Source organism: Desulfobacca acetoxidans DSM 11109, from assembly GCF_000195295.1.
GTDB classification, from domain to species: domain Bacteria; phylum Desulfobacterota; class Desulfobaccia; order Desulfobaccales; family Desulfobaccaceae; genus Desulfobacca; species Desulfobacca acetoxidans.
Genome location: NC_015388.1, coordinates 1,742,017 through 1,767,809, shown reverse-complemented (window position 1 = coordinate 1,767,809; position 25,793 = coordinate 1,742,017). Strand labels below are relative to the sequence as shown.

Annotated in this window: 26 protein-coding genes, 1 tRNA gene and 1 pseudogene; 8 read left to right on the top strand and 20 right to left on the bottom strand. The window is 53.5% G+C overall.

All coding sequences use genetic code 11. From position 1 onward, the window contains the following. Window positions 1–104: 104 nt before the first annotated feature. The 13 genes and pseudogenes from DESAC_RS07745 to DESAC_RS15765 all read right to left on the bottom strand — a co-directional run bounded on the left by DESAC_RS07745 (window position 105) and on the right by DESAC_RS15765 (window position 8,771). A complete protein-coding gene (locus DESAC_RS07745; RefSeq protein ID WP_013706520.1) occupies window positions 105–1,607 on the bottom strand; it encodes a phosphoribosylamine--glycine ligase in 1,503 nt (500 codons plus the stop codon). A 3-nt stretch (window positions 1,608–1,610) separates the two neighbouring features. Next, window positions 1,611–1,985: a hypothetical protein gene (locus tag DESAC_RS07740; protein WP_013706519.1), complete on the bottom strand. Its 375-nt coding sequence runs from the start codon at window positions 1,983–1,985 to the stop codon at window positions 1,611–1,613. Window positions 1,986–2,005: 20 nt separating this feature from the next. Then, a pseudogene (locus DESAC_RS07735) lies at window positions 2,006–2,584 on the bottom strand (IMP cyclohydrolase); the annotation flags it as partial. Between the two features lie 136 nt (window positions 2,585–2,720). Further along, on the bottom strand, window positions 2,721–3,020 hold the full coding sequence (locus DESAC_RS07730) for a hypothetical protein (RefSeq protein WP_013706517.1): 300 nt from the start codon (window positions 3,018–3,020) through the stop codon (window positions 2,721–2,723). A 298-nt stretch (window positions 3,021–3,318) separates the two neighbouring features. After that, on the bottom strand, window positions 3,319–3,768 hold the full coding sequence (locus tag DESAC_RS07725; RefSeq protein WP_013706515.1) for a hypothetical protein: 450 nt from the start codon (window positions 3,766–3,768) through the stop codon (window positions 3,319–3,321). Beyond that, window positions 3,746–4,330, bottom strand: a complete 585-nt coding sequence (locus tag DESAC_RS07720) for a nucleotidyltransferase domain-containing protein (protein WP_013706514.1) — start codon at window positions 4,328–4,330, stop codon at window positions 3,746–3,748. The genes DESAC_RS07725 and DESAC_RS07720 overlap by 23 nt, the downstream gene beginning before the upstream one ends. Window positions 4,331–4,568: 238 nt before the next feature. Continuing rightward, the gene (locus DESAC_RS07715; RefSeq protein ID WP_041283864.1) at window positions 4,569–4,778 is read right to left on the bottom strand and encodes a hypothetical protein; all 210 of its coding nucleotides are present in this window, start codon (window positions 4,776–4,778) and stop codon (window positions 4,569–4,571) included. A gap of 88 nt (window positions 4,779–4,866) precedes the next feature. Further along, the gene (locus tag DESAC_RS07710) at window positions 4,867–5,769 is read right to left on the bottom strand and encodes an EFR1 family ferrodoxin (RefSeq protein ID WP_013706513.1); all 903 of its coding nucleotides are present in this window, start codon (window positions 5,767–5,769) and stop codon (window positions 4,867–4,869) included. A gap of 181 nt (window positions 5,770–5,950) precedes the next feature. After that, window positions 5,951–6,769, bottom strand: a complete 819-nt coding sequence (locus DESAC_RS07705) for a helix-turn-helix domain-containing protein (protein WP_013706512.1) — start codon at window positions 6,767–6,769, stop codon at window positions 5,951–5,953. A gap of 263 nt (window positions 6,770–7,032) precedes the next feature. Continuing rightward, a tRNA-Pro gene (locus DESAC_RS07700) sits at window positions 7,033–7,110 on the bottom strand. Then, entirely contained in the window at window positions 7,101–7,760 is a 660-nt protein-coding gene (locus tag DESAC_RS15770; protein WP_013706510.1) for an XTP/dITP diphosphatase, read from the bottom strand. The genes DESAC_RS07700 and DESAC_RS15770 overlap by 10 nt, the downstream gene beginning before the upstream one ends. Next, window positions 7,739–8,473: a ribonuclease PH gene (gene rph, locus DESAC_RS07690; protein ID WP_041284368.1), complete on the bottom strand. Its 735-nt coding sequence runs from the start codon at window positions 8,471–8,473 to the stop codon at window positions 7,739–7,741. The genes DESAC_RS15770 and rph overlap by 22 nt, the downstream gene beginning before the upstream one ends. Window positions 8,474–8,597: 124 nt before the next feature. Further along, a complete protein-coding gene (locus tag DESAC_RS15765; protein WP_218915660.1) occupies window positions 8,598–8,771 on the bottom strand; it encodes a hypothetical protein in 174 nt (57 codons plus the stop codon). Window positions 8,772–8,971: 200 nt separating this feature from the next. On the opposite strand from DESAC_RS15765, the gene mutL reads away from it, so the two are divergent. Next, window positions 8,972–10,732 carry a DNA mismatch repair endonuclease MutL gene (mutL, locus tag DESAC_RS07685; protein ID WP_013706507.1) on the top strand — a complete coding sequence of 587 codons (1,761 nt, stop codon included), beginning with the start codon at window positions 8,972–8,974 and terminating at the stop codon, window positions 10,730–10,732. 35 nt (window positions 10,733–10,767) lie between these two features. Here the strand turns inward: mutL and DESAC_RS07680 are convergent, their stop codons facing one another. Beyond that, entirely contained in the window at window positions 10,768–11,577 is an 810-nt protein-coding gene (locus tag DESAC_RS07680) for a P-loop NTPase family protein (protein ID WP_148231206.1), read from the bottom strand. Between the two features lie 253 nt (window positions 11,578–11,830). Here DESAC_RS07680 and DESAC_RS07675 point away from each other — a divergent pair, with 253 nt between their 5' ends. Beyond that, window positions 11,831–12,634 (top strand): carbon-nitrogen hydrolase family protein, encoded by an 804-nt coding sequence (locus DESAC_RS07675; RefSeq protein WP_013706505.1) that lies wholly within the window; start codon window positions 11,831–11,833, stop codon window positions 12,632–12,634. Between the two features lie 97 nt (window positions 12,635–12,731). Here the strand turns inward: DESAC_RS07675 and DESAC_RS15225 are convergent, their stop codons facing one another. After that, a complete protein-coding gene (locus tag DESAC_RS15225; protein WP_013706504.1) occupies window positions 12,732–14,369 on the bottom strand; it encodes a lytic transglycosylase domain-containing protein in 1,638 nt (545 codons plus the stop codon). Between the two features lie 282 nt (window positions 14,370–14,651). Here DESAC_RS15225 and DESAC_RS07665 point away from each other — a divergent pair, with 282 nt between their 5' ends. From DESAC_RS07665 to DESAC_RS07655, 3 genes are read left to right on the top strand one after another with little or no spacing between them, the layout of a single operon-like run. Then, a complete protein-coding gene (locus DESAC_RS07665) occupies window positions 14,652–15,581 on the top strand; it encodes a hypothetical protein (protein ID WP_013706503.1) in 930 nt (309 codons plus the stop codon). Next, complete coding sequence (rimO, locus tag DESAC_RS07660) at window positions 15,582–17,003, top strand: 30S ribosomal protein S12 methylthiotransferase RimO (RefSeq protein WP_013706502.1); 1,422 nt, start codon at window positions 15,582–15,584, stop codon at window positions 17,001–17,003. It begins immediately after the preceding gene. 17 nt (window positions 17,004–17,020) lie between these two features. Then, complete coding sequence (locus tag DESAC_RS07655; protein ID WP_013706501.1) at window positions 17,021–17,998, top strand: polyprenyl synthetase family protein; 978 nt, start codon at window positions 17,021–17,023, stop codon at window positions 17,996–17,998. A gap of 6 nt (window positions 17,999–18,004) precedes the next feature. Here DESAC_RS07655 and DESAC_RS07650 read toward each other — a convergent pair whose 3' ends face one another. The 3 genes from DESAC_RS07650 to DESAC_RS07640 all read right to left on the bottom strand — a co-directional run bounded on the left by DESAC_RS07650 (window position 18,005) and on the right by DESAC_RS07640 (window position 19,874). Then, a complete protein-coding gene (locus DESAC_RS07650) occupies window positions 18,005–18,334 on the bottom strand; it encodes a phasin family protein (RefSeq protein WP_013706500.1) in 330 nt (109 codons plus the stop codon). A 206-nt stretch (window positions 18,335–18,540) separates the two neighbouring features. Further along, entirely contained in the window at window positions 18,541–19,296 is a 756-nt protein-coding gene (locus DESAC_RS07645) for an MBL fold metallo-hydrolase (RefSeq protein WP_041283861.1), read from the bottom strand. A 50-nt stretch (window positions 19,297–19,346) separates the two neighbouring features. Then, window positions 19,347–19,874, bottom strand: coding sequence for a ferritin-like domain-containing protein (locus DESAC_RS07640; RefSeq protein WP_013706498.1), 528 nt, complete (start codon window positions 19,872–19,874; stop codon window positions 19,347–19,349). Window positions 19,875–20,086: 212 nt separating this feature from the next. On the opposite strand from DESAC_RS07640, the gene DESAC_RS07635 reads away from it, so the two are divergent. Continuing rightward, complete coding sequence (locus DESAC_RS07635) at window positions 20,087–20,689, top strand: NUDIX hydrolase (RefSeq protein WP_013706497.1); 603 nt, start codon at window positions 20,087–20,089, stop codon at window positions 20,687–20,689. A gap of 192 nt (window positions 20,690–20,881) precedes the next feature. Here DESAC_RS07635 and DESAC_RS07630 read toward each other — a convergent pair whose 3' ends face one another. Beyond that, window positions 20,882–22,807 (bottom strand): aconitate hydratase, encoded by a 1,926-nt coding sequence (locus tag DESAC_RS07630; RefSeq protein WP_013706496.1) that lies wholly within the window; start codon window positions 22,805–22,807, stop codon window positions 20,882–20,884. Between the two features lie 108 nt (window positions 22,808–22,915). Then, window positions 22,916–23,608: a glycerophosphodiester phosphodiesterase gene (locus DESAC_RS07625; protein ID WP_013706495.1), complete on the bottom strand. Its 693-nt coding sequence runs from the start codon at window positions 23,606–23,608 to the stop codon at window positions 22,916–22,918. Between the two features lie 284 nt (window positions 23,609–23,892). Here DESAC_RS07625 and DESAC_RS07620 point away from each other — a divergent pair, with 284 nt between their 5' ends. Both DESAC_RS07620 and DESAC_RS07615 read left to right on the top strand, forming a co-directional pair. Next, window positions 23,893–24,519 (top strand): TetR/AcrR family transcriptional regulator, encoded by a 627-nt coding sequence (locus tag DESAC_RS07620; protein WP_013706494.1) that lies wholly within the window; start codon window positions 23,893–23,895, stop codon window positions 24,517–24,519. A 58-nt stretch (window positions 24,520–24,577) separates the two neighbouring features. After that, window positions 24,578–25,786 (top strand): efflux RND transporter periplasmic adaptor subunit, encoded by a 1,209-nt coding sequence (locus tag DESAC_RS07615; protein WP_013706493.1) that lies wholly within the window; start codon window positions 24,578–24,580, stop codon window positions 25,784–25,786. Window positions 25,787–25,793 lie beyond the last annotated feature (7 nt).

Below are 25,793 nucleotides of genomic sequence, written 5' to 3'. Positions count from 1 at the left end.
CGCACCGCCCACCATGCATTGCCCTATTCTCTCAGGCAGCTGAAGAGTTACGAGTCAAGAAGGTCGGCGAACAGAAAAAAAGTGTCGAAGCAGTTCTTCTGGTTTTATCTGGCCCGCAGGGATTCCGCCAAGGCGTAGTGATGGCCGATATCCCGCCGCAGGGCCAGGCGGTTGCCTTGTGAATCCTCCCGCGGAACCACTCGAATCTTGGCCCGATCAAAGGCGGTGAGAAGCCTCTGGCGCAGGATTTCCACCGCGGTGCCGGGTTTCTGCCCCGCCTTGACCGTAGTATTGGCCACCAGATAAGCCACCCGGGAGCCGTCAGACTTAAATCCGACTCCATCTTCCCACTCCATGGCCGAAGGGATAACGGTAATATTCTTTTTGGCGCAATAGTCAAAATCAATTTCGAGGGGTTCTCCCTTGGTCAGGGACCAGGGATAGCCCTTCTGTTGTTTGGGGCCACCGGGACCGGTCACCAGGGCCAGACAGAGGGAGATCTGATCGCGCCGCACCTCGGGCTCAACTTCGTTTAGCCGCCCGGCCACCATTGCCTGCAGCAGCGCTCCCAGATTACGCAGCCTCTTGACCACCGGCTGGAATTCCGGTTCTCCCGGCCGGATGTTAATCTCACAAACCCGGATGGCCTTCGGCTGGAAATTGTCAGTGAAAGAGACAAAACAGCCGGGATAGAGTACCGTGGGTCTCAGGAGGCTGCGCTCCTGCAGGGTTTTGATCAGCGGTCGGGCGATGGCTTGGGCCGCCAGTTCCAGCAACTCAGTCGACTCGAGGGGATGGGGAGAGATGGCACCCATACCGCCCGTGATCGGATTATTGAGACCGGGCGGACCTTCGAACCGCTCCGGATAGTCCATAGCCGTAGGAAGGATGTGAAAGTTGCCGTTTTTATCCGCCAGAATGGTAAAACTGATCTCGACCCCTGCCATCCGGGCTTCAACGAGCAGCGGCCAGGGTCCTTTCCTGCCGAAAAGTCCGGTATAATCTTCTTTATAATCATGTATGAGGAGATCGTACACTTCCCGGATCTCCCAGGTCTGGAGAATGATGCGGGCTCCCTTACCGCCAGCGCTGTAGGGATACTTTAAGACTACACCCCCGTACTCATGCAAATACTCGAGGCAGATATTGAGCACGGCCTGGTAATCTTTGGCATTCACCGTGGTCCATTGCGGCGCTACCGGAATCCCGGCCGCCTGGCAGAGTTCCTTGCCGGCAATCTTGTCCGCCTCCAGAAAGGCGCCTTGCCGGTCCAGGCCGATGATCTTGTCGCCATATCCGGCGGCCGTCACCTGATCCACCAGACCGTGGAATAGAAGCGCCTCCGGCATGACCAGTGCGATATCCAACTCACCCCGGTCAAATGACCGGATGAGGGCAGCGGCATATGCCTCCGGGGAGTTGTCTGCTGTGGGGATGAAACCGATGGGCCAGTGCTGCCGATTGGCAAAAGGTGGCATGGCCGGGGTGCCCCGTACTACCAGCCCCTCATAATCACCGGGATACAGTTCACTCAAGGAGCGGCCGGTTTCCAGGGCCGCCAAAAAACTCCGGCCGTCGGTGCCGACATAACCGATCTTGATCGCCATGGCCTATTGCTTCGTCACATCCGTCGGTTCGACGTAAAATTTTAATGCTTCCGGACGGTTGGTCTTGTCGATATAGCTATTCCAGATATCCCTGAGGTCTTCTATCGCCTGCTTGACGTTAAGCTCCAATCCCCGGGATTTAAGCTGCCCCAGGCTGAAGTAGAGCTCATTGAGCAACCGGATTTGCGTTATTCCAATGACCTGTTGAAGGTCCTCGTCATCGAGTTTTTCCAAATTGACCTTCTCGATCTCTGATAATTCGCTCAATATTTCAGTGGCGATGCCGGTGAGCAGGTCACGGTAATAATTGGGTGCTGACAGGTCAATCTGGCGTCCGCGGCTCAGCGTTACGGTCTTGGGAGGATCGATGGAAGCCATTAGCCGATAGTCGCTTTCATGAGGTAATTATAAATAGCCCGGTCATAGGCATTGGTCAGGGCAAAGACCTTGCGGGCCAACATAAAGCGGGTGGACAAGGTGGTGGCCCCCTGATTGGCTTTCATCTCTTGAATAATCAAAGAATAATCCGCTGGGTCAACTACTACCGTGACGTCCTGAAAATTCTTGGCCGACGACCGCAGCATGGCCGGTCCGCCGATATCGATGTTCTCGATGGCCTCTGCCAGGGTACAGCCGGGTTTGGCCACTGCCTGCTCAAATTGGTAGAGATTCACTACCACTAGGTCGATGGGAAGAATCTGATGCGCCTGCATTTGGGCCACGTGGTCCGGCAGGTCGCGCCGTCCTAAGATGCCGCCATGAATCTTGGGATGCAAGGTCTTCACCCGTCCGTCCAGCATCTCGGGGAAGCCGGTAAAATCGGAGACTTCCCGCACCGCAAGTCCGGCCTGCCGCAGCACCTTGGCGGTGCCGCCGGTAGAGAGGACTTCGATAGGGAAAGCGGTCAACTCTTTGGCAAACTCCACCAGACCCGATTTATCGGTAACGCTCATTATGGCCCGGCTGATGGGTGTCATAACATATCCTCCAAATGGTAATACACTGCGTCGGCGTCATATTCAGCTTTATCGCTCCCCCTATTCCTACTATACCCGGTGGAAATATGCAAGGCCTTTGGTCATCGGGTTTCTTACATTCTTTTCCCTCTATGCCCTACAGTAATTCATCACAGGGAGGGTGTCTCATCTTTATTGACATGAAGGGAACCTTGTACCACTGGATCAACCCCAGAAATTTGGCATCCTGGAAAAAAGACGACACCGTTTCCAGGGTGATGTGATCCAGTAAGGGAGCCACCAACCCCTTGAACCCTTTCAGGCTGCCGGTGATCCTCCCCTCAACGTCCAGGTGAGCAATACCCCAGGTAAAGAGGAGCCGGTGGCTGTCATTGGCCAGGTCGGCCAGTGCTTCGTTCAGGCTTATCTTTTTCTTGAGCATGCGCCCCTCAGCCATACAAAGAGTCTCCGTAAGCAAACATATCCACCTTGAGCACTCGTCGATCCCTCACTGAGTCCTCAGTAACCCGTCTTAATGAATTAGAAATCATGTAACAGTTCGGCGTGTTGAGGAAAAGGTGAAAAACACCCTCACCATAACCCTCCCTGTGAACGGGGAGGTAACTTTCCCCCCGTTTACGGGGGGATAAGGGGGGTAAACGTAGTGACATACCTAAACCCTCAGAAGACTGAACTGTTACGTGGTCCCTACCCTCGATTAGACCAAGTAGATAAATATTACTGAATTAAAAAGATCAACCTGGTGATTTGGTTAAGTGATGATGGTATTGCTTGAGCCAATCCAAAACCTTTTCTCTCAATTCCACAACAAATGCTGCCAGTTCTGACGCCTCATCGTCGGTGGCGCCCCCCACGTAATCATATTCCACGTTGTTTCTCTTTTTCCGGCAGGCATCCAGGTAAGTAGCATCGGGTCGATGCTTGGGGCCGAGGATCAGCGGTAAGGCCTGGATGGTGCGGTAATGTTGAAGCGTCCGAGCAGCCCGGTAGCCTCCGGCATAGAGCAGAATCGTGCAGAGTTTCAGGGCTGCGTTATCGGCGATGCCGAACCGCCAATCCGCAGAAATCTCCTCGCCGGCGTCAGATAGATCACGGTCCACAATGGCCAGCAAGTTGGCGATTTCTTCTGCCGAGGTGATATGAGATTCCAGCCAGCCGTTATCAGCCCATTGCTGCAAGGTCATTTTCGTTCCCTATGATAAAAAGCTTGGGCGATTCCAGAACATTCGACAGGAAATGATTACTCTTTTTCTTGCGGCGCCGGAATTCTTCCGCGGTCAGGGTGTGGGGATTGATCTCCCGACCGATCTGATCCGAAACTTCGGCCAGCCAGCCAGATAAAGTGCGAAGGCCAACGGCGCCGATTACCATCAAGTCCACGTCGCTTGCCGCTCTTTCTTTATTGCTAGCCAGGGAGCCGAAAATAAAGGCTAATTCAACACCTTCTCGGCCCAAGACGCTTCTAAAAATTTCCACCAAACCGGCAGTCTTCAGCACCAGCTTACGGATTTCCGGATATAAGGGATGATCCGTGTTCGCTCGATAATAAAGACGGTTGCCGTCCCGGTGTGTCGACACCAAATCAAGCTTCACCAGTTTTTGCAGGTCTTGCCGGATGGTGCCCAGGGAGAGACCGGATTGCCTCTCTATCTCCCGCAGGTGCAATTCTTTTTCATCCAAGCCGAAGAGCAGGCGAAAGATTTCCGCCCTCACCCGGGAAGATAATATATCGCTCAGTGTCCCCATAATTGTTTGGTTATACCATACAATTGAATGGTTTTACCATACATTTTACTCTCTGCTGATTTGATCATAAAGGATCTGCCCTAAGTTATGAACAGTTCCTTTTAGAAAGAACGAATCCCCTCTTTTCATTTGACAAAGAGGACATAATGGCCTCTATAATATCCATCAAGAAATTAAAGAAGAATCGGATGTCCCCCGATTTTGCGTGATCTCCTCCCCGTGGAAGAAATTGCAACCTTTAAATAACACCTTCCCCAAAGTCCTCTGGCCGCTCTGGAAAAAGCGACTCCACCCGGAGTGGGTCTTCCCGAATGCCAAAACCGGGGACCGCTATTATGACCGCCGGCGGATCATGCGCACTATCTGCAAACGGGCCGGGGTCAGGCATTTCGGCTATCATGCCATCCGCCACTACGTAGCCTCCCTCCTGGCCGACCGGGGGGGTCATCCTGTCACCGGTATCCCACCGCCCCGAAAATGCAGGTACAGGAGGTCGCCCCCGCGGCCTGGTTCGGCCTTGAAATATCAGTGGAAGTTTAGGAGTCGATGTCTCGTTCGCGCTGCTTATAAAGAGGATCGGTACAATCAATAGTTTCCGGGTCAACCAACCACCGGAATTTGCCATTTTTTGCCACTTTATCCAATTCCTTCTTATAGCGAACATAATTTGTCGGTGCCATAGCAAGCAGAGGACCCCAATCAGCCGTGATGGAAAGTGTCGGACAGATGTTTATACACCGCCAGCAGTAAATACAGGGCTCTTGTAGGCGGGGAGGATCAATTTTAATATCAATGCCTTGAACGGGACAATGATCTTCGCACTCATAGCACTGTATGCAGGTCTCGGCATTAAAATGGTGTTTCGGCAACATCTCTTTCAGAACTTCTCTGGTTAATCTTTTGCCTTCTTCCAGCCATTCTTCCGAAGATACGGGATACGTAAGCGAAATTGGCAGGTTGCCCTGATTTCTGATCTCGGAGCTAAGCATCGCAATGTTTTTGCCAAAGGCCTGGGCTTGTTCCAGGTCATAGGCATCCGGGTGGCCGGAGGTATAACTCGGCCGTGGATAAAAAGGGACTGTGATATTGGCATAAGAATTGTGACAGGCAATGACGGTAGCTCCCTTTTCTTCCAATAATTGGATCATGGAGGGAAAAAAATTGCCTACGATGTTGCCATGAGTGCAAAAAATAAACCAATGTCGGCCATCTTGTTCTGGCAGAGCTTCTAAAAAATCTCTTACATTAAATGGTTCTTTATAGAAAAAAACCGGAGAACCGATGCCGATAAGATCATAGCCGAATAACGATTTTGCCTCGATATTGTCTATGGTTCTGATATCGCAGTGGTTGGTTACATCCAGAATTCCGCGGCGTATACTTTCTGCAATGGTACGGGTATTCCCGGTTTGCGAAAAATATACAAGTAACGTTTTCATAATATCTCAACCTCCTTTGATGTTAATGTAATATTTCAGCCAAACAAATACAGCCGGACAGGATAGTCACTGATCCTGTTCTCAGAAGAGTGAAGTGATACATATTATTTATAAAAATTCATCGAGGTGACATCGGTAATATTACGCTATGATGATAAGCTATAAACCCTCTGGGAGAATTTCAAAATATACTGGTGGCCGCCACTTTGAGTCGGTTTGGTTGGCTGAAATATCTCCCAGGACTGGCACCGGTATAATGCTTGAAATCCCGTATCATATGTGCCTGATCGTAGTAGCCGCAGGTCAGGGCTGCGTCAACCCAGGAATCCGCTACAGATTCGGCCAGATATTTTAAGATGTTTTTAAACCGCAGATTGCGGCAGAGCTGTTTGGGAGACATACCAATCCGTTCTTTAAATCGGCGTTCCAGTTGCCTGGTGCTGAGTCCGACAGACTTGGCCAACCGATGGATATCCACCTGGCCTTTAACTTTATCAATGATATCCAAAGCTAACGCTATTTCAGGAATTTCTTTGGGGCTTTTTTCAAGGTATTGATACAGATAACGATTGAGATAACCAATGCGGTCTTGAACGCTTCGACAACCGTATCGGATTTCATTTATAAGAGACCTGCTCTGGCCTCCCCCAAACTCGTTGATTTCCCCATGGAAATTAACTAGATCGGCTGGCGGATAGGGGATAAATGGATAGGAGCCACCGGGCCGAAAACGGACACCGAAGAGCCTGATTCTCCCGATTAATTGCAATCGCATCGGCTCGGTCAGTGGTCCGCAGAGGCAACTCTGGCGCAAAGTAGCAAGTGGCGGGTCAGAGTTTCCGCATTCCGGAGCATCGGCCAGATTGAACGAAAATCCTCCTCCTTCAGTCAGAAAATGTCGGGTAGCAGCGGGAGGTAAGCCCACTGATTCAGTCAGAGTCCAGTAACATGTTATATGATTGGTCAAGCTTGGATGGGGCTGATATTCCTTATAAACCATGCTGGGCCTCCTCACTATTCGAAGAGAGTGGATCAATAAATGTCATAGTGGCATCAATAACAGGTACATCCGCGGTGACAGCATGAAAAAACCGTATCTTTTCTTATCATAAGCGTAAACCCAGGTATTGGAAAAAAGCGACATCCAGGAGCTAGTTGATATCATCAGCAATAACCTCCTGGAAACCATCCGCAAATTATTTCTAGAAAAACGTACAATCTGTTTCGGAATGATTTAACGAAGTTTTATTTTATTGAAATAGCTGGTCGGGACGGGCGGATTTGAACCGCCGGCCTCCTGCTCCCAAGGCAGGCGCGCTAACCAGGCTGCGCTACGTCCCGATAGGTGTGGCGGGTTGAAAAAGCGAGGGTTCCCGGTGGAGGAGGTCCGCCAGGATTGCTTGCATCTCTTTGAGGGCCTGGGCCCGGTGGCTGATCTGATTTTTCACTTCCAGCCCGACTTCGGCCATAGTACGGTTATACTGCGGCAGCCAGAAAACCGGGTCGTAGCCGAACCCCCCGGCCCCCTTGGGCTCGAAATCAATAAAGCCCTGGCAGACGCCCTCAGTAATGACCTGCCGCCCGCCGGGGAAGGCCACTACGATACAGCAGACAAATCGGGCCCGGCGCTGTTCCCAGGGAATGTCGGCCATCTCTTCCAGAAGTTTGACGTAATTATCGGCATCCGTATGCGGTTGCGGCGCGGTCCGGTCGGCGCCGTAGCGGGCTGAAAACACTCCGGGGCGGCCACCGAGAGCTGCTACCTCAAGACCCGAGTCGTCGGCCAGGGCCGGCAGACCGGTGCAGGCGGCTATGGCCTGGGCTTTTTTGGCGGCGTTGGCTAAAAAGGTGTCGCCATCTTCCACCACTTCGGGGCACTCCGGGAAATCCGCCAAGGTCAAGAGTGACAGATTGATCTCGGCTAACAGGACGCGTAGTTCCCGGATCTTTCCGGCGTTGCGGGTAGCGATCACCACGGCAGGGACATCCATGGGCGTAGAGCCTTCTCCTGCGCCTGACGCAGACGCTGTAATGCCGGCTGGGCCCGCTCCAACATTTCCAGTAGCAGGGCCGGTCGAAATGGACCTCTCTCTCCGGTCGCCTGCACCTCCACAAGCTGGCCGCGACCGGTGACAACGAAATTGGCGTCGACTTCGGCGCGGGAATCTTCCTGATAATCCAGGTCGACGAGTATCTGGTCATTGGCGAGTCCCACACTCACAGCCGCTACCTGATCAAGGACCGGTAAAGTGGCGATTATCTCCTGACGCTGGAGGCCGGCCAAGGCTTCGCAAAGGGCCACGAAGGCGCCGGTGATAGCGGCGGTGCGGGTACCGCCGTCGGCCTGGATGACATCGCAGTCCAGGACGATAGTCCGCTCCCCCAGGGCGTCGAGATCGACCACGGCGCGCAGCGAACGGCCGATAAGCCGCTGTATCTCCTGGCTGCGGCTGCTCGGTTTCCCGAGGTTGGCCGATCTCGGGTGGCGGCTGTGGGTGGCGCGGGGCAGCATGTCATATTCGGCAGTCACCCAACCCTGTCCGGAATCCTGGAGAAAAGCGGGAACCCGCTCTTCCACGGTGGCAGTGCAGATTACCCAAGTGCGGCCGAGGCTGATAAGGACAGCCCCTTCGGCCTGGGAAAGGTAGCGCGGGGTGATCTTGACCTGCCGCAGCTCATCTAAACGCCTTCCTTCGGAGCGAATCATCGGGTGCGTATTTCTACATCGTTCAACCATCGGTGAGGAACCTGCTGACCCCGCACGGGAAATAAGCAATCTACACTGAAGCCGCGGCCGAACCTGCAGACCTTTCGAAGTTCTCGGTTGCTTACGGTTTGAGTGACTGTCGGACCGTCTCGTTCACCATCTTAAACGTTTCTACAAAATTGGTAGTGGAAATGCGGCCGATTTCGATAAACTTCACCATAATCTCTTTGGTCACCTTGAGGATAAGCTCATCCTGACCGGAAAGAGCGGCTTCTTTTGATTTTCCTCCTCCCAAAGGGTCTCCTCCCATTTTGCTGAGAAATCTGCTATAGTAATCAAAGATTGAAACACTTGCGGGAGTGTACTGAGAGATGAAACCCGCCGGTCTGAAGAAGGCCGCAACAGGACCGGCGGGCCGGTTAAGAAGAACCGGATCACAGCCCTCCTTGCGCTCCTATTGTAAAAGATTTTTTGGCATAAGGCAAGGGTATTGCCATGAACCGGATCGGGATTTTAGCGCCCGAGGTGGCCAGCAAGATCGCGGCGGGTGAGGTAATCACCCGACCGGCTTCGGTAGTCAAAGAACTGGTGGAAAACGCCCTGGACGCTGGCGCCAGGAGCATCACGGTGGAGATTGAAGAGGGCGGCTGCCGTCAGATCCGGGTGACGGACAATGGCTGCGGCATGTGGCCCCAGGAAGCGCCTTTGAGCCTGCAGCGGCATGCCACCAGTAAAATCAGGCAGGACACCGATCTGCTGCATTTGAAGACCATGGGTTTCCGGGGAGAGGCCCTACCCAGTATCGCCGCCATCTCACGACTGGAGATGTGCAGCCGCTCTCGGGAATTAGACTTGGGTTGCCGCCTCACGGTGGAAGGAGGTTCGATCCGGGAGCAGGTCCCCTGGGCCGGACCGGCGGGAACACACGTAACGGTGACTGACTTATTCTATAATACCCCGGCCCGGCGGAAGTTTTTACGCAGCAAGGCGGCGGAACAGGGGCGGATTGTGGAACTGATACGCCATCTGGCCCTCGGGTATCCGGAAATCCATCTGCACCTTCTAGCCCAAGGTAAAACGCTGCTGCACACTCCGGCCCACACCGATGTGAGAGAGCGTCTGGCCGCCCTCCTCGGACTGGAGTGGGCCGAGAAGATGCTGACCCTGAATCTGTCGGGACAGGGGATGCGGATAACCGGTTTGGTCTCCGGTCCGGACCAGCATGTAGCCACCGGCAGGTATCAGTTCCTGTTAATCAACCGCCGGATAGTGGCCGACCGCCTGCTAATGGGAGCGCTGCGTCAAGCCTATCAGGGTCTCCTGCCGCGCGGCAGGCATCCGGTAGTTGTCTTGAACCTGGAGGCTGCCCCAGATCAGGTGGATATCAACGTTCACCCGACCAAGGCCGAGGTACGTTTTAAAGAGGGTGGCCGGGTCTACGCCCTGACGTTGAGTGCGATGCAGCAGGCGCTACAGCCGACCCAGACTGCGGGGAGGCAGGAGTTTGCCTCCTCCTGGCGGCCACAAGCGCCCAACCGGACAGAAGAGGCCAGACCGGCGGAGCTCTTCCCACACCTGCCACCACTGCCCACCGCCGCAGTGACGGCACCGCAGCCTTTGGAACCACCCCCAATGCCAGGGCTTCCGGAAGCAGGAGCACCATCCGCGAACTGGCGTTTTGCGGAACTGAAAATTATAGGCCAGTTGCAGGAAACCTATATTTTGGCCCAGGCACCGGATGGCCTATTGATTGTTGATCAACATGCCGCCCATGAGCGGATTCTGTTCGAGAACTTAAGTCAATCCTGGGGGAAATCAGGCGCCCGGCAGACCTTGCTTTTTCCTGTGACACTAGAGCTGGACGCCGCCAGCGCCGCCTGGTCAATAGACCATCTGCCGGTGCTCCAGGCAGCCGGAATGGAGTTGGAGCCTTTCGGAGGCAATACTTTTTTGCTGCGAACTGTTCCAACCTGTCTTTCAGGACAGGACCTGGAATCATTGGCGCCGGAGATGATTGCCGAACTGTCCCCGATCAAAAGCAGCGGAGACGGCGAGACCCTCCGCCGCCAACTGCTGCTGACCATGTCCTGCCGGGGAGCGATAAAAGCCGGCCAGAGCCTGAGTCCGGAGGAGATGCACCACCTGCTGGCGCAATTAGACCAACTGACTGTTTCTTCTCATTGCCCTCATGGGCGGCCCCTCTGGAGGTTGCTCACGATGCCGGAAATCCGCCAGAACTTCCGCCGTCCGCGGTGACGCAAGAAATGATCCCGGCGACTCCCGCAGTCCTTTTACAGCAGATTGAGGTAGTCAATGAGTGGCTGGTTGGCGCGTCCTGGCAATGGTTCTCCCTGCCAGACATCTTCCCGGCATCTCACCAGGCGATCGGCGGCATGGTAAAAAGAGGCAAGGTCCGGCCCGGCCAGGAGGATGGCCCCCCGGCGGCGGGCATGGAACTCTTGGAGCAGAGGGAGAAGATAGAGGGTCAGAGGAGGACCTCCATACAGGTCCTCCGAACTGGGAAGCAACCCGAGAATCAGTTCCGGCTGTTTGAGCAGCTCCCTCGCCCAGAGAGCCAAATGATAGGCCCTGACCGGAAGAGTCCTCGGATGATCGGCGAGAAACGGCATCAGGTCTAACCGGTTCAGGAGCACTTGATGTTGTGAGGCCACCTCGTCGGGAGACCTGCCGGTGAGCAAGGTTTGCGACAGGGTGATGTTCTCGAGGACTGTCAGGCGGGGCAACAGGGATTGAAAGGGAGAAACAAAAGCCAGCCTGGCACGCCAAAGGTAGAGGGCGTTGCGTGGCAAGGAAAAGAGATCTTGACCCCAATGAAAAATCCGGCCGCCGCTTGGTGGCCGCAGGGTGGCAGCCAATCGCAGGAGATAGTCAGCTTCCCGGGCTGTCAAGCCGGCCAGCAGGACAAATTCCTGCAGCCCCACGGTGAGGGAAACGGGACCGTGGCGCGAGACTTTTAGCTCCGGGGCTACCACCTCAGACAACACCAGGCTGGTATGGAGGAGGCCGGCGGCTGAAGCGTCATTTATCGTGGCAGTAGAAGGGTGCCGCCTTTTCAATATTGACAGGTGTTGTGTCCTCATGAGGTTCGAACTGTTGAGAGCAACTCGCTTTAAATTTCGATTAAGGCAGAAACGGGTATTTAGCGGATCGGGTAACCCCGTCCGGACGGCGGTTTCTGGCGTACCTTTCATCCATGATTTTAACCTGGCATTCGTCTAGTGCAATATATTTGACCCGGTTATCCCAATCCCGTGCCTTGAAAAAACGCTGATCCTGAGACCCAAGTAAGGATCTGTCGATTCGAGCTTTTTGCAACTAGAGAGAGCGGTTATTATGTGGGCGGCAGTCATTCAAATGCAGAGCATCGGGGATTTGAACTATAATTGCGAGCGGGCCCACCGTTTGGTCGAGGCGGCAGCCGGCCGCGGGGCGAAGCTCATTGCCCTGCCGGAGTATTTTTCCTGTCTGGGTCCGCCCGAGTCTATTAGAGCTCACGCCCAATTATTAGATGGCCCTTTGGTCCAGGGATTTCAGCAACAGGCACGAGATAAAGGGGTGTTTTTGCTATTGGGCAGTATCCCGGAAAGGTCGGCGGAGTCGGAAAAGATCTATAATACCGCCGTACTCTTGCAGCCCAGTGGCGAGATCTTGGCCTGCTATCGCAAGATTCATCTTTTCGATATTGATATCCCAGGCAGGGTCAGGTTTCGGGAATCCGACCACATTCTGCCGGGTAAGGAGATCATTGCCACCGCCCTTCCAGGCGAAGAGTTCACCGTAGGTCTGACGATCTGCTATGATCTCAGATTCCCAGAGCTCTTCCGGGCTCTAGTAAGCCGGGGGGCGGAGATTATTTTGACACCGGCAGCCTTCTCGCAGGTTACCGGCAGAGATCACTGGGAGGTGCTGCTGCGGGCTCGGGCTATCGAGAATCAGACTTATATACTGGCTCCGGCACAATATCCCCATCCTGCACAGAGTTTAAGAACCTATGGCCGTTCTCTGATTGTTGACCCCTGGGGAGTGGTTTTGGCCCAAGCCGCGGATCGGGAGGACATTATCTACGCCGATCTGGACCGTCGGCATCTGCAGCGGTTGCGGGTCGAACTCCCCTGTTTAGCGAGTCGATGTCTCTAGTGACAGCCGAAAAAGAACGAAAAAAACAGGGACTTCCCTAAGGATGTCCCTGGCGAGAGGATGCGGCAGGTTATTATACGGTTAGCCGGCCCGAAGATTACGTTTTATCCGAGCCGTTCTTTTTCTTTTTGGTTTTTGAGTTTCCGGATTCTTTTCTGGCTATTGTCGGAGTCGGCTTGTTGCTGCCTGATTTCGATTTGGACGCCTGAACCGTGCTCTTAGCAGCTCGGGTATTAGCTTTGGACTTCTTGGTACTGTTGAAATTGGGAAACATGCTTGCAGTCACGGGGCCGTCATTTTTTTCGACAGAACGGGCAACCTCTTTGGACGAAGAACGGGCAGGTTCTTTAGCTGACTTCGTATCATTAGCAGCTACCAGGAGCACCTGTCGACGTTTGACCGTGCCATCTTTGGGGAGGTTGTTCAGAGCAGCAATCTTCGCCTGGGTGGTATTGTATCTCTTGGCGATCTTAGATAACGTATCGCCTTGCTTGACGCTATAGCAGAGGTTTGGCTCTTCTTTAGGAGAGGGCTCTTCCACATACCTCGATCTGGCAGCCGCCATGGTCCTTTTCGACCTTTTAGCTCGAGAGGCGTAAGACCGGGAGGTTTTTGCCGTGCGCCGAGACCGCTCGCCAGAAAAGTCCTCGCCTCTATCCCGACGTGCAGCATAGGTGGCGCCGACCGGAAACTGGGCGCGGGCCATGGCAATATTTGTAGTAAAGGCCTCTTTTTTACCGGGGGGGACCTTAAGGAGGTAGGCCTGATAGCTCGGCGGCGTGACCCCGCGCAAGAGTTCCGGGTTCAAGGCATCGATTTCCTCCGAATTCGTGGCCACTGCTATGGCCGCCGCCTGTAGCGAGGTAGCTTCGGTGACTTTGACTAGATCATATTTCAAAGGCGGCTGGTAGGGAATATTTTTAAAACCGTATTTTTCCGGACTCTTAGCGATAATCGTGGCGGCGATCATTTGGGGAACGTAGTTCTGGGTTTCGCTGGGCAGGCTGTAATTTCCCGAAAGCTCCCAAAAATTTTTCAAATGGGTGTTCCGCTTGATCTCTTTCTGGACCCGACCCTCGCCGCAATTGTAACTGGCAGCGGCCAGATACCAGGAGCCAAACTGTTTATAGAGATCCAGAAGGTAAGAAGCCGCGGCCCGCGTAGATTTCTCGGGATCCCGACGTTCATCCAGGTAACTGTCGATACTAAGGCCGTAACGGACACCCGTGCCCTTGATAAACTGCCACATCCCCACGGCGCTGGCGTGGGACTTGGCTCGGTTGTTATAACCACTCTCAATCATGGCCAGGTAAGCCAAGTCTTCGGGCAGACCGTATTCGGCAAAGACTTTTTTGATCATGGGCAGGTAGCGGCTGGACCGGGCCAGATAGCGGCTAAAGATTTTCTTGCGGTCAGTAGAAAAATAGTAGATATAATTGCGCACCTGTTTATTGACCTGGATGGGCATATCAAAAGTCTTTTGCATCTCCCATTTTTTCATTTCCTGGGACAGGGCCTCATCCAGACCGGGAACAGAGGCCTTACCATAGAGCTCCTCCAACCGTTGAGTGCTTAGAGAGCCGGTAAGCGGTTCTTCTTTTTCGTCTTCGAAAGCGTATTGGTCTTCCGTCTGGGCGGGTTCAAGAGGTTCAGGCTGAGAGACTATTTCACGTTTGCCACCACAACCATAGAGCAGCCATAAAAGGGCCACAAAAAGGATTCCGAATCTTTTCATAGATTCTCCCCAGTTTGGGTTTACAGGGCGCCATTGGAGACGAGAATATCTGCGGATAGGAAATTATGTCCCCTCCCTCCCCGAGACGGACATAAGGTTGATATCGTAGGTCATCATGCGAAATGTAAAAAACCCGCTTAATACACGTAGCACGAATTATCCGAAAAATCAAGGAAAAATAGATAAACGAGGCTGAGTAAATGACATCGTAAATTTTATTAGTTATAATTACAGATAGTTATCCTATCACCAAAACTGTGGTTGGCAGCAAGGAGGTTGAGAATGAAACGGGTCATACTTTCCAGGTTGACGGGTATTACCGGCGCCGGCTTGTTTCTGACGGCCCTGGTAGGATTAATCCGGGGGCTGGAACCCTTTGCCACCTGGTTTTACACTTTTGCCTGGTGGTCCTATATCATGATGGCGGACGCACTCATCTTTCAATATCAGGGGAGTTCCCTATTGATGAATCGTTTCCGGGAGCTACCCCGCCTGGCGGTCTCTTCCATCACCTGTTGGCTGATCTTTGAGGCGGCAAATCTTATTTTGGGCAACTGGCATTACCGCGGTCTGCCCGAGCCTGCGCCATTGCGCTGGCTGGGTTACCTGTTGGGCTTCGCCACGGTGTTTCCGGGCCTCTTTCAAACCAAAGAACTCCTGGGATTGACAGGGCTGTTGGGCCAAGACAGAACAACGGGCAAACAGACAGGAACCTCCTGGCTGGCGCCTTGCGCCATTCTCGGAGTGATCCTGTTGATGCTCCCCCTCCAATGGCCGAGATACGGTTTTCCTTTTATCTGGCTGGCCTTCATTTTTTTACTTGAACCGTTCTGTTTTATCGGAGGTGGCAGGTCTTTATGGGACGACTGGGCTAAAGGCCAACGGCGGGACATCTATCTCTGGATGAGCGCCGGAATGCTTTGCGGTTTTTTTTGGGAATGCTGGAATTATTGGGCCAAGGCCAAGTGGATCTATACCCTGCCTTTTTTTAACCGTGGCAGGATTTTTGAGATGCCGATTTTAGGCTATCTCGGGTTTGCGCCTTTTGCGTTGGAATGCGTGGTGATGTATAATTTTATAAGGATGTTGGAAGAACAGTATCTCTCAACGGCAGCGGCGGGAAGACGATGGCTGTTCGGCCAGATGATCTTTTGGTTGCTTATGTTTCTTGCCATTGATCATTGGACGGTGTTAGCAGGAGTAGCAGGTTAAATGAGTGGCCGCCAAAAAACGCCCCCGAACACGTTGCGACGGCTCTATCCGGTAAGCCTGGGCTGCGCCAAGAATCGGGTGGACACTGAAATCATGTTGGCCCTGTTAGAAGCAGCGGGATACCAGGTTGTTTCCCGGCCCCAGGAGGCCGACCTGATGTTGGTAAACACCTGTGGTTTCATCACCCCAGCCTGTCAAGAGGCCATTGATACCATCCTGGAACTGGCAGCATACAAACAGGATCAACCGGAGAAACAATTGGTAGTAACCGGCTGCCTGGTACAGCGCTATCAACAAGAACTGCTAGACCTGTTGCCGGAGGTGGATATTTTTTTAGGGGTTAACGATTTCCCTCGAATTGTGGAGGTGATAAGAGCGAGGTCAACCACGGGGCGATTACACTGCCAGGACGGTTGGCAGGATTATGAGCTGATCTGGCCCCGGCATCTGACGACCCCCTTCTACAGCGCTTACCTCAAAATCGCCGAGGGTTGTAGCCACCACTGTACATATTGCACTATTCCTCAGATTCGGGGCCCTTACCGTAGCCGACCTCTTTCCACCCTGGTAGCGGAAGCTAAGCAATTGGCGGCGCAAGGGGTCCGCGAACTCAATCTGGTGGCCCAGGACACCACTGCCTACGGAGTCGATCAGGGAGGACGTCTGCTACTGCCGGAACTGCTGCGGCAACTGGCTGGCATCGCTGCCTTGCAGTGGATTCGCCTGCTCTATGGTCATCCGGCCCGAGTGACCCCGGAACTCCTCCGAGTGATGGCGGATCACCCCCAAATCTGCCCATATTTCGATCTGCCGGTGCAGCACGTCAGCGACCGTCTGTTGCATCGGATGGGGCGAGGTTACCGCCAAAAAGATCTCTGGGAAACGCTGGCGCGGATCAGGACCATAATTCCCGCGGCAACACTGCGAACCTCGGTAATCGTCGGCTTTCCGGGTGAGAGGGAGCAGGATTTTGCCGAACTCTGCCAGGTAACCGCCCAGATGGAGTTTGACCACCTCGGAGTCTTTGCCTACCAACCCGAGGAAGGGACGCCAGCAGCCAAAATGGCGGAATCGGTGACCCCCCGAGAAGCCAACCGGCGAGCCAGACGCTTAAGGTCTTTGCAGGCTAGATTAAATAGAAAAAAACTGAGACGTCTTAAAGGAACGATCCAGCCGGTTCTCATAGAAGGCCATAGCGAAGAAACCGAGCTGTTGCTGCGCGGCCGTTTGGCGGGACAGGCGCCGGAAGCGGATGGACAGGTCTATATCAATGCCGGCTGGGCTGAGTTGGGCCGTCTAACGCCGGTTCGCATAACCAAGACCTATACCTATGACCTGTTAGGAGAAGTCGTCGGTGGCCAGACCGCATGCTCCGAAATTGAGAAAAATTTGACAAGCTGGCCCGATCACGTTAGTATATAAAGATTGAGGGAAAGTTTGTGAAATTGCGTCATAAAATGATCCTGCAACGCCTGCAGCCGGATATCGACCGGATCAATCTGGCCCTGTCCGGAAACTTGGCTACCCATGTACGGCTCATCTCCGAAGTCTGGGATCATATCCTGATCTCCGGGGGGAAGCGCATCCGGCCACTGCTGTTTATTCTGGCAGCCCGCATGTGCGGCTGCCGCGGGGATCATCTCCCGGATATTGGCGCCATTTTTGAGTATTTGCATGCAGCCACACTGCTGCATGATGATGTGGTGGATGCGGCGACGGAGCGTCGGGGGCAGTCCTCCGCTAACACGATCTGGGGTAATCAGGCTGTTATCCTCGTGGGTGATTTTCTCCTCTCCAAAGCCCTGAGCATTGCGGTGGAGACCAGACAGATACGGATAATAGAGGTTTTGGCTCAAACCACCACCTATATGGCGGAAGGAGAAGTGCTACAACTGGTGAATACCGGCCGCCTGGAGATGACGGAGGAGGAATACTTTGACGTCATCACTCGCAAAACCGCTAAACTCATGTCAGCAGCCTGCCAGATCGGCGCTATTCTAGGCGGGGTGGATGGTCGGCTGGAGGCTGCGATGGCGGATTTTGGCCTCAACCTAGGGATAACCTTCCAACTTATAGACGACATCTTAGACTTTACCGGCAACGCCAAAGAAATGGGCAAGCCGATCTGCAATGACCTAAAAGAAGGCAAGATCACCCTTCCCTTTATTCATACTCTGCGCCAGTTGGGACCGACAGAGCAGCAGAGTTTAGGGCATCTGGTCCGGGAGAGCGACGCGGCCAGGATTGCTCAAGAACTCCTGCCGCTTATGCAAAGGCATGGCTCAATTGATTACGCCAGACGCCTGGCTCAAGAGTATACCAACGCCGCAAAAGAAAACCTGGCCCTTTTTCCCTCCTCCCCGGAAAAATCCCTCTTTTTAGAAGTCACGGACATCCTGGTCAATCGGACTTTTTGACCTATTCTAGTCAATGGATGGGGGTCGGGGTGGTAGATTTAACTCCTGCAGTCTTTTTTCCAGATCGGCTACTCTCTCTTCCAAGGACTTGAAATCGCTCCGGCGCACCAGAGACATCTCGGAAACAATTCGCTGCACAAACTCCCTTATTTTGATCCAAAAAGCCGTCTGCTCCTTTTCCGCCTTCTCCAGTAGCTCTTCGACTGCCCGTGAACCTTCTTGGGAACTCAGTTCGCCCCGCTTGATCATCTCATCGACTAATTTTTCCACTTTTTCTTTTGTAAAATCAAAGACCCCCAGACCGAAGCTCAGAGTCTTCTTCCAAAACTCTTCCATATGAACTCCTCAATAAGTGCTGGGTTAAAGTGCCGAGTGCCCAGTGGTGGCAGAAAGTTTGGTCGTATACCAATCTCAGTCTGTTCTGCAACCCGCTGCGACCATAATAATTTAATTCTGCTAGATTATTTTACCAGAAAGCAAAAACCGGAAACGATATTATGCACCTTTCATCCTGACCTTTTTCCCCAGGGGGAAAATAAACCTCAAACCCGCAGACACAGTCCATCCTCGGCTCTGACGATCTCACCGGCATACGTCTGGGCGCAGGCCGCCACCACATCCATCTCATCACAAGGGGGATAAAAATGGGTCAACACCAGCCGGGGAACTCCGGTTTGAGCCGCCAGACGGCCGGCCTCCACCGGCGTTAAATGACCGGGGACCTTGAAGGGATTGGCAGCCTCCAGGATCAAGACATCGGCCCCCTGCGCCAGGTTGATGAGAGAGTCGCTCCAGTCGGTATCACCGGAATAAACCACTGCCTTACCGCCCGCCTCCAGCCTATAGGCCAGGCTGGTGGCGATGTGGTTGACGGGCGCAGTTCTGATCCGGAGGTCGGCTAAAGTAAACTCGTCTTCCCGGTCGCAAGAGAATTCCCGGACCTGCATCAGACCGGGAGGCGGCTCCAGCCATTGGCCAAAGGCGTTTTGCAGGCGGCCGTAAAAATTCATGAACCCATCGGCGGCCAGAACCCAAAAGGGATGCTGGCGGGTATAGCCCAAGGCATAGCGGGTGGCAAAGAGAAAGGGGATAAGATCGCCCACATGATCCGGATGGTGGTGGCTGAGACAGAGAATGTCGATATCATTAAAATTTAGATCATAATTCAGCATTGACCGCAGCGTCCCGGCTCCCAGATCGAAGAGAACCAAACAGCCCCGGATTTTCACCGCCGCCGCTGGCGCTCCCCGTCGGCGGTAGGGAACGCCGGTCCCGGATCCGATGATGACAATTTCCACTCTCACTGCACCATATATATTTTTACAGGCGGGGAATGACTAATACTCTCTCAACCCCCGTCTACGTGGCCCATCTCTTTGATAAAATACCAATCCGCCGGGTCGGCCAGATAATTGCGGTAGTCCATGAGATAGTAATAGTGTCCCCGTTCCTCGTTCACCAGGCTCAGAAGAAATCGCCGCTCTTTGGGGTCCTGGGCCTGCTTCGCCAGATTTTGATAGAACTCAATGCTTTTCTGTTCCATCGACAGGCCGATATCCAGGGCCTTCAAGTCGTCGGCATCGCCGGCCGCCATCTCGGCTTTGGCCATCGCATCGGCAAAGAAACTGGCGTCCGCCGCGGGCGGATTAAATTCACACATATCTTCCGTCCAGGTAGGATCTTTTTCCAGGGCATCGTAAATTTCCTGGATGCGCTGGATATGATAGACTTCACCTATTGCCAAGTGGCTGAATATTGCTCTGACGCCCTCACTTTTGGCGTTGTAAGCAGCCTGGTCATAATATTTTTTGCCATCCTGTTCCATCTGGATAGCTATCTGTAAATCCTTAAGAATCAGGCATTCACGCACCGCCATAGTTTTTTCCTCTCATTTCTCGAAGATAAAATAGTTAGCGTCAGCATTTAACCTATACTATCTAACCCAGTCAGCTTCAAGGTTTGTATCTGCTGCAGGCTGAAGGCGTAAGACCAAATAATATAGATGTACGGTTGCCAATGAAGGTATAGTACAATATAGTTAATCTAACTGAGAAGTGCAATTCCTGCCAGGAATTTTCAGGTGACCAAATGACCCCCCAACGTCTGCGCCAACTTTTTGCCGATGTCCGGTTAACACATCCGGTGACGACTAAGGGCGTCCCCGCCGCCATCCTCATTCCCCTGTTTTTTAGGGGATCGGAACTGATGATGCTCTTTACTCAGAGGACCTATCTGGTGAAGCATCACCGCGGACAGATTTCCTATCCTGGAGGCGTCTTTGATCCCGAGGACGATAATCTGCTTAGTACTGCTTTACGAGAATCCCAGGAGGAAATCGGACTGGCGCCGGAGAAGATTGACGTTTTGGGTTATTTAAACACCAGTCTGACCACCACCGGGTTCCTGGTGCACAGTTTTGTCGGGCTCATCCCCTATCCCTATGATTTTAAACTCAATACCCGGGAAGTAGCCCGCCTCTTGTCATACCCGGTGCAGGAACTTTTACAGCCTCACCGTTGGCGCACCGGCCCACATGAGTGGGAGGGCAGACTCTCATCGGTTTTTTACTGCCAGATGCCCGACACCACCATCTGGGGCGCCACTGCTCATATTCTTGTCGATTTTCTCGCCGTGCTAGATCCCAAATTCGATCCAACCGGATTTCCGGAAACGAGCTTTCGGGTACAATAATAAGATGTAATACTTCAGCTAGCTGAGAGAATAGATCATTTTAGAAGGCGGGAGGCGCTCCGCTTTCCTGCCCTACAACACTGATCAACTCCTAAAGAACATCCGTCAGACCGACCATCAGAATAAAATCTGGGGCAGATCCTGGTAATGAGGAAAGGATCATTATCTCTTATTTCCCGACCTGCCATTGCTTCATTTTGGGCTGTTCCCGTCTGGCATGTTGAGCAAACCTCCGGCGGCGATAATCTGCCGGTGACGGGGGGAGAGTTCCAACCGGACCCAGCATTCCTCCCCATTGACCAACAAGGGCAATCGTTCGTCTCCGGCCATTAGGCGTTGGCGCAGGTTAGGCAGCAGCAGGCGGTCTCCCGATTGAATCCGATCATAATCTTGAGGGTTTTCAAAAACCAGGGGCAGGATGCCGAAATTGATGAGATTCGCCTTGTGAATGCGAGCAAAGCTTTTAGCCAATTTAATCCTGACACCCAGATACCGCGGCGCCAGGGCGGCATGCTCCCGGCTGGAGCCCTGGCCATAGTTATCGCCCCCGACCACTGCGCCTTCGCCGCTCTGTTCGGCTCTGGCAATAAATCCGGGGTCTACGGCTTGATAGACGAATCTACTGATAGCCGGGATATTACTCCGGAGAGGCAGAATCTGACTACCCGCGGGCATGATGTGATCTGTGGTGATGTTATCGCCAACTTTCAGGAATACCTGGCCCTCCCAGGTCTCAGGAATGGCGGTAAACTTTGGGAAAGGTTGGATATTGGGTCCCCGGATGATCTCACAGGACTGGCCAGGGTCTAAAGGGGCCTGTAACTGGCGGTTTTCTATCACAAAATGTCTAGGTTGTCTGATCTTCGGATAGTCGCCCAGCCGTCTGGGATCGGTGATTTTACCATAGATGGCCGCAGCCGCGGCGGTTTCCGGACTCACCAGGTATACCTGATCATTTTTCGTGCCACTGCGTCCGGGAAAATTGCGGGGGAAGGTACGCAGCGACACGGTGTTGGTCGCCGGAGCCTGACCCATGCCGATACAGCCGAGACAACCGGATTGGTGCATCCGTGCCCCCGCCCGGATCAGTGACAGCAGTCCCCCTGCAATAGTGACATTTTCTAAGACCTGCCGAGAGCCGGGATTGATCTCCAGGCTTACTTGGGGGTGGATCTTTCGACCTTCCAAGATCTTGGCCACGATCATCAGATCCCGGTAGGAGGAGTTGCTGCACGAACCGATGGCAACCTGCTGCACCGGAGTGCCTTCCACGTCACTGACATCTCTAACCTTGTCCGGCGACGACGGGCAGGCGATTTTGGGCGTCAGCGAGCCAAGGTCCACTTCGATAATCTCTTTAAAATCCTCGGCGTTGCTGGCCCGCAGGGAACGATAAACCGCCGTCCGCCCCTGGCTGGCCAAAAAGCTTTTGGTTACGGCGTCCGAAGGGAAGACGGAGGTGGTAGCCCCCAATTCAGCCCCCATATTGGCAATAGTAGCTCGATCAGGGACGGACAGGGTCTGCACTCCAGGTCCGAAATATTCTAGAATCTTACCCACCCCGCCTTTAACCGTAAGACGGCGGAGCAGTTCCAGAATGACATCTTTGGCCGAAACCCAGTCCGGCAGTCTGCCAATCAGGTGCACGCCGACAACTTCAGGCATGACCAGGTAAAACGGCTGACCGGCCATGGCCAGGGCAACATCCAACCCCCCGGCCCCTATGGCCAGCATCCCCAACCCTCCACCGGTAGGAGTGTGGCTATCGGAACCCAACAATGTCTTGCCAGGAACACCAAAGGCCTCCAGATGCACCTGATGGCAGATACCATTACCGGGTGGCGAAAAATAAATACCATGACCCGCCGCAAAGGATTGCAAAAAGCGATGGTCATCAGCATTCTTATAGTCCGTCTGCAACAGGTTGTGGTCCACGTAACTTACAGACAGCTCGGTATGCACGCTGGGCGCACCCATGGCCTCAAACTCCAGGCAAGCCATGGTGCCGGTAGCATCCTGGGTCAGGGTTTGATCAATCCGAATGGCTATCTCCTCGCCCAGAGCCATCTTACCGGAAACGAGATGGGCTTTAATAATTCTTTCGGTTACGGTTGACATACAAAATTCCCAAAGGTTTAAGGTTTAAGGTTTAAGGTGAAGTCAGTCCACTTCCAGTCGAACGCCCCGAACCGGGGGCTCATCGTCGGAAACGAACCATACACTATATCATTCGTTTATTGATTGCAAGTATCTGATGAGGATATCAGGGGCGTTACTGCCGATATAATCCAGGCCCAGGGAGAGAACAGGCTCGAGGTCAACTACCGTGTCAATATTCCAGATTCCGATCGCAAGACCGGCCCGGCGGGCTGACTGCACCAGCGCCGGGGTCACGTACTGATAGTTTAACATCAAGGCCTCGGCGGCGGCGGCCCGCGCCAGCGCCGGGGCGTCCACCGGACAACCGACAAAGAGAACGCCGGTGCGGATGCGGGGTTCGATCTGGCGCAGTTCTTTGAGGGCCGGATGCCAGAACGAAATGACGTGCGCTTCGGTGAACAGGTCGCATTCCTGGAAAAAAAACGCCACCGCCGCCGTAGCCTTGGTATCCTTCAGTTCCACAAAGAGATGTGCCCTGCCGCGCACCAAGGCTACCACCTCATCCAAGCTGGGGAGACGCTCTCCCCTCCCGGCGTCCAATCGGCGCAGTTCCTCCCAACTCAAATCATTCACTCGGCCGCGGCCGTTGGTGGTCCGGTCTACGGTGGCGTCATGAATCACCACCAAGTGGCCGTCCCGGCTCAGGTGGACATCGATCTCCACTGCCTGAACGCCCATCTCAAGAGCCCGGCGGATTGAACGCAGCGTATTTTCCGGTTCGTAGGCCTTAGCCCCCCGGTGTCCCATGATACCCGGCATAGCGTGCTTCCTTTCTTCGGATCGGCATTCTTTTTTCTCTCTTGCCATATCATTAACCATGGAAATAAGTCTTGAGTGCTGATTTCCAAATTCAACGCATTGGAGCCAGCAAAACGCTGCCAGCCTACTTTCATGATTTGCGGGTGATTTATGTTTGATGACAATTATAAGGAATTAATCAGCTCAGCGCATCACGGATAAATTATTCTTGACAGAATGTCGAATTGTTCTATATTATGACATCATATTCATTATATGAAGGATGATTACATATTAGGATGTCAATGGCGGCAGATAATAAGCTTCCCAGGCGGGAGAGGGAAAAATTGCGGCAACGTCAAGAGATACTTGCCACCGCCCTCGATCTTTTCTCCCAGAAGGGCTACCACAATGTCTCCGTACAGGAGATTGCCGAAAAATCCGAATTTGCTATTGGGACACTTTATAAGTTTTTCCAAAATAAGGAAGACCTCTACAAGGCACTGGTCCGGGAACTATGTGACAAGTTTGAAGACTCAATCATGCGAGCAATTGAACAGCCACAGGACGAAGTAGAAAAACTGCGCAGTTATGTCCGGGCCAAAACTGAGGTATTTCACCGCAACCTGCCCTTTATTCGCCTGTATCTGGCCGAGAGCCGAGGGGCGAGCTTCAACCTCAAGGCTGGTCTGGATGACGAACTCCGCAAAAGATATTACAATTCTCTGGAAAGCATTGCTGACATCTTTGCCAGCGGCATCAAAAACCAACGATTTAAAAACATCGCCGATCCTTATTACCTGGCGGTAACTCTCTCCAGCGTCATAGACGCGTTTCTGCTTCTCTGGCTCGACGCCCCCGAGCGCCATCCTTACCCAGAAGACCCGGACGCCATTTTGGATATTTTTTTCAAAGGACTTTTGGAGCCTTAACGCGGTGGGTGGGTTTGCGGCCTAATATATTCATCATTGAACATTTATGGAGATTCTGATGCACGGGCACAAGAAAGGCTGTATCACGCTAACATGGATTGTAGCTTTGCTGGCTCTGACCATTTTGCCAGGCGGCTGTGATAGCTGGCGCAAGCAGCAGGCCGGGCCGCCCTCGGTCCCGGAAGTAGCCGCCGTAGTGGTAAAACCGCAGCAGGTAGAGTTGACCACCGAGTTGCCGGGGAGAACATCGGCTTACCTGGTAGCAGAGATACGCCCCCAGGTCAACGGTATCATCCAGAAACGCCTTTTCCGGGAAGGCTCTGATGTCAAAGTCGGGCAACTGCTCTACCAGATCGATCCCGCTCCCTTTCAGGTGGCCCTTGACTCTGCCAAAGCCTCCCTCGGGAAGGCGCAAGCCAATCTGCCTTCGATCCGGTTGAAGGCCCAAAGGTGCGAGGAGTTGCTGACTGACAGAGCAGTTAGCAGGCAGGATTGCGACGACGCCGCCGCCGCTATGGGACAGGCCCAGGCCGAGATTGAATATTGGAAAACCGCAGTGGAAGGGGCGCGCATCAATTTGGGCTATACCCGCGTCACCGCCCCCATATCCGGACGCATTGGCAGATCCAGCGTTACGGACGGTGCCTTGGTAACGGCGTATCAACCCATGTCTTTAGCTACTATCCAGCAGCTCGATCCTATATATGTGGATGTGACCCAATCGTCGGCCGAGCTTTTGCGTTTAAAACGCCATCTGGAAGCCGGGCGACTCAGCAAGGATGGCAATAACGGCCGAAAAGTTCATATCCTCCTGGAAGACGGCACACCGTATCCCCTGGAAGGCACCTTGCAATTTCGCGATGTTACCGTAGATCCGACAACCGGCTCTTTCACCCTGCGTATCGTCGTTCCCAATCCGCAACACCTTCTCCTGCCGGGAATGTTTGTTCGGGCGGTGATCCAGGAAGGCATCGCTGAACAGGCCCTCCTGATTCCTCAACAAAGTGTGAGCCGCAACCCTAAGGGGCAGCCTATCACCTTGGTAGTTGACGATGCTAATACAGTGCAACAGCGGCTGTTGACCCTCGATCGCGCCATCGGCGACCAATGGCTTGTTGCCTCAGGTCTTAAAATAGGGGAACGCGTCGTGGTTGAAGGCGTGATGAAAGTGCAGCCTGGCATCTCAGTCAAGGTTGTCCCCTGGGAAGGCCCCAAGGTCGGCCAGAAAGTTTCCAATGTCAGCACATCGCCGGTACAATCGAACTAGCGGAGGA

Coding starts and splice junctions, on each gene's coding strand:
- DESAC_RS07615 (WP_013706493.1), top strand. CDS start 24,578: ATGCACGGGCACAAGAAAGGCTGTATCACGCTAACATGGATTGTAGCT.
- mutL (WP_013706507.1), top strand. CDS start 8,972: ATGAACCGGATCGGGATTTTAGCGCCCGAGGTGGCCAGCAAGATCGCG.
- DESAC_RS07710 (WP_013706513.1), bottom strand. CDS start 5,769: ATGAAAACGTTACTTGTATATTTTTCGCAAACCGGGAATACCCGTACC.
- DESAC_RS07650 (WP_013706500.1), bottom strand. CDS start 18,334: ATGGAAGAGTTTTGGAAGAAGACTCTGAGCTTCGGTCTGGGGGTCTTT.
- DESAC_RS15225 (WP_013706504.1), bottom strand. CDS start 14,369: ATGAAAAGATTCGGAATCCTTTTTGTGGCCCTTTTATGGCTGCTCTAT.
- DESAC_RS07625 (WP_013706495.1), bottom strand. CDS start 23,608: ATGCCGGGTATCATGGGACACCGGGGGGCTAAGGCCTACGAACCGGAA.
- DESAC_RS07715 (WP_041283864.1), bottom strand. CDS start 4,778: ATGACCCCCCCGGTCGGCCAGGAGGGAGGCTACGTAGTGGCGGATGGC.
- DESAC_RS07705 (WP_013706512.1), bottom strand. CDS start 6,769: ATGGTTTATAAGGAATATCAGCCCCATCCAAGCTTGACCAATCATATA.
- DESAC_RS07680 (WP_148231206.1), bottom strand. CDS start 11,577: ATGAGGACACAACACCTGTCAATATTGAAAAGGCGGCACCCTTCTACT.
- DESAC_RS07720 (WP_013706514.1), bottom strand. CDS start 4,330: ATGGGGACACTGAGCGATATATTATCTTCCCGGGTGAGGGCGGAAATC.
- DESAC_RS07620 (WP_013706494.1), top strand. CDS start 23,893: ATGGCGGCAGATAATAAGCTTCCCAGGCGGGAGAGGGAAAAATTGCGG.
- DESAC_RS15770 (WP_013706510.1), bottom strand. CDS start 7,760: ATGGATGTCCCTGCCGTGGTGATCGCTACCCGCAACGCCGGAAAGATC.
- DESAC_RS07630 (WP_013706496.1), bottom strand. CDS start 22,807: ATGTCAACCGTAACCGAAAGAATTATTAAAGCCCATCTCGTTTCCGGT.
- DESAC_RS07740 (WP_013706519.1), bottom strand. CDS start 1,985: ATGGCTTCCATCGATCCTCCCAAGACCGTAACGCTGAGCCGCGGACGC.
- DESAC_RS07635 (WP_013706497.1), top strand. CDS start 20,087: ATGACCCCCCAACGTCTGCGCCAACTTTTTGCCGATGTCCGGTTAACA.
- DESAC_RS07730 (WP_013706517.1), bottom strand. CDS start 3,020: ATGGCTGAGGGGCGCATGCTCAAGAAAAAGATAAGCCTGAACGAAGCA.
- DESAC_RS07725 (WP_013706515.1), bottom strand. CDS start 3,768: ATGACCTTGCAGCAATGGGCTGATAACGGCTGGCTGGAATCTCATATC.
- rimO (WP_013706502.1), top strand. CDS start 15,582: ATGAGTGGCCGCCAAAAAACGCCCCCGAACACGTTGCGACGGCTCTAT.
- DESAC_RS07665 (WP_013706503.1), top strand. CDS start 14,652: ATGAAACGGGTCATACTTTCCAGGTTGACGGGTATTACCGGCGCCGGC.
- DESAC_RS07675 (WP_013706505.1), top strand. CDS start 11,831: ATGTGGGCGGCAGTCATTCAAATGCAGAGCATCGGGGATTTGAACTAT.
- DESAC_RS07745 (WP_013706520.1), bottom strand. CDS start 1,607: ATGGCGATCAAGATCGGTTATGTCGGCACCGACGGCCGGAGTTTTTTG.
- DESAC_RS07640 (WP_013706498.1), bottom strand. CDS start 19,874: ATGGCGGTGCGTGAATGCCTGATTCTTAAGGATTTACAGATAGCTATC.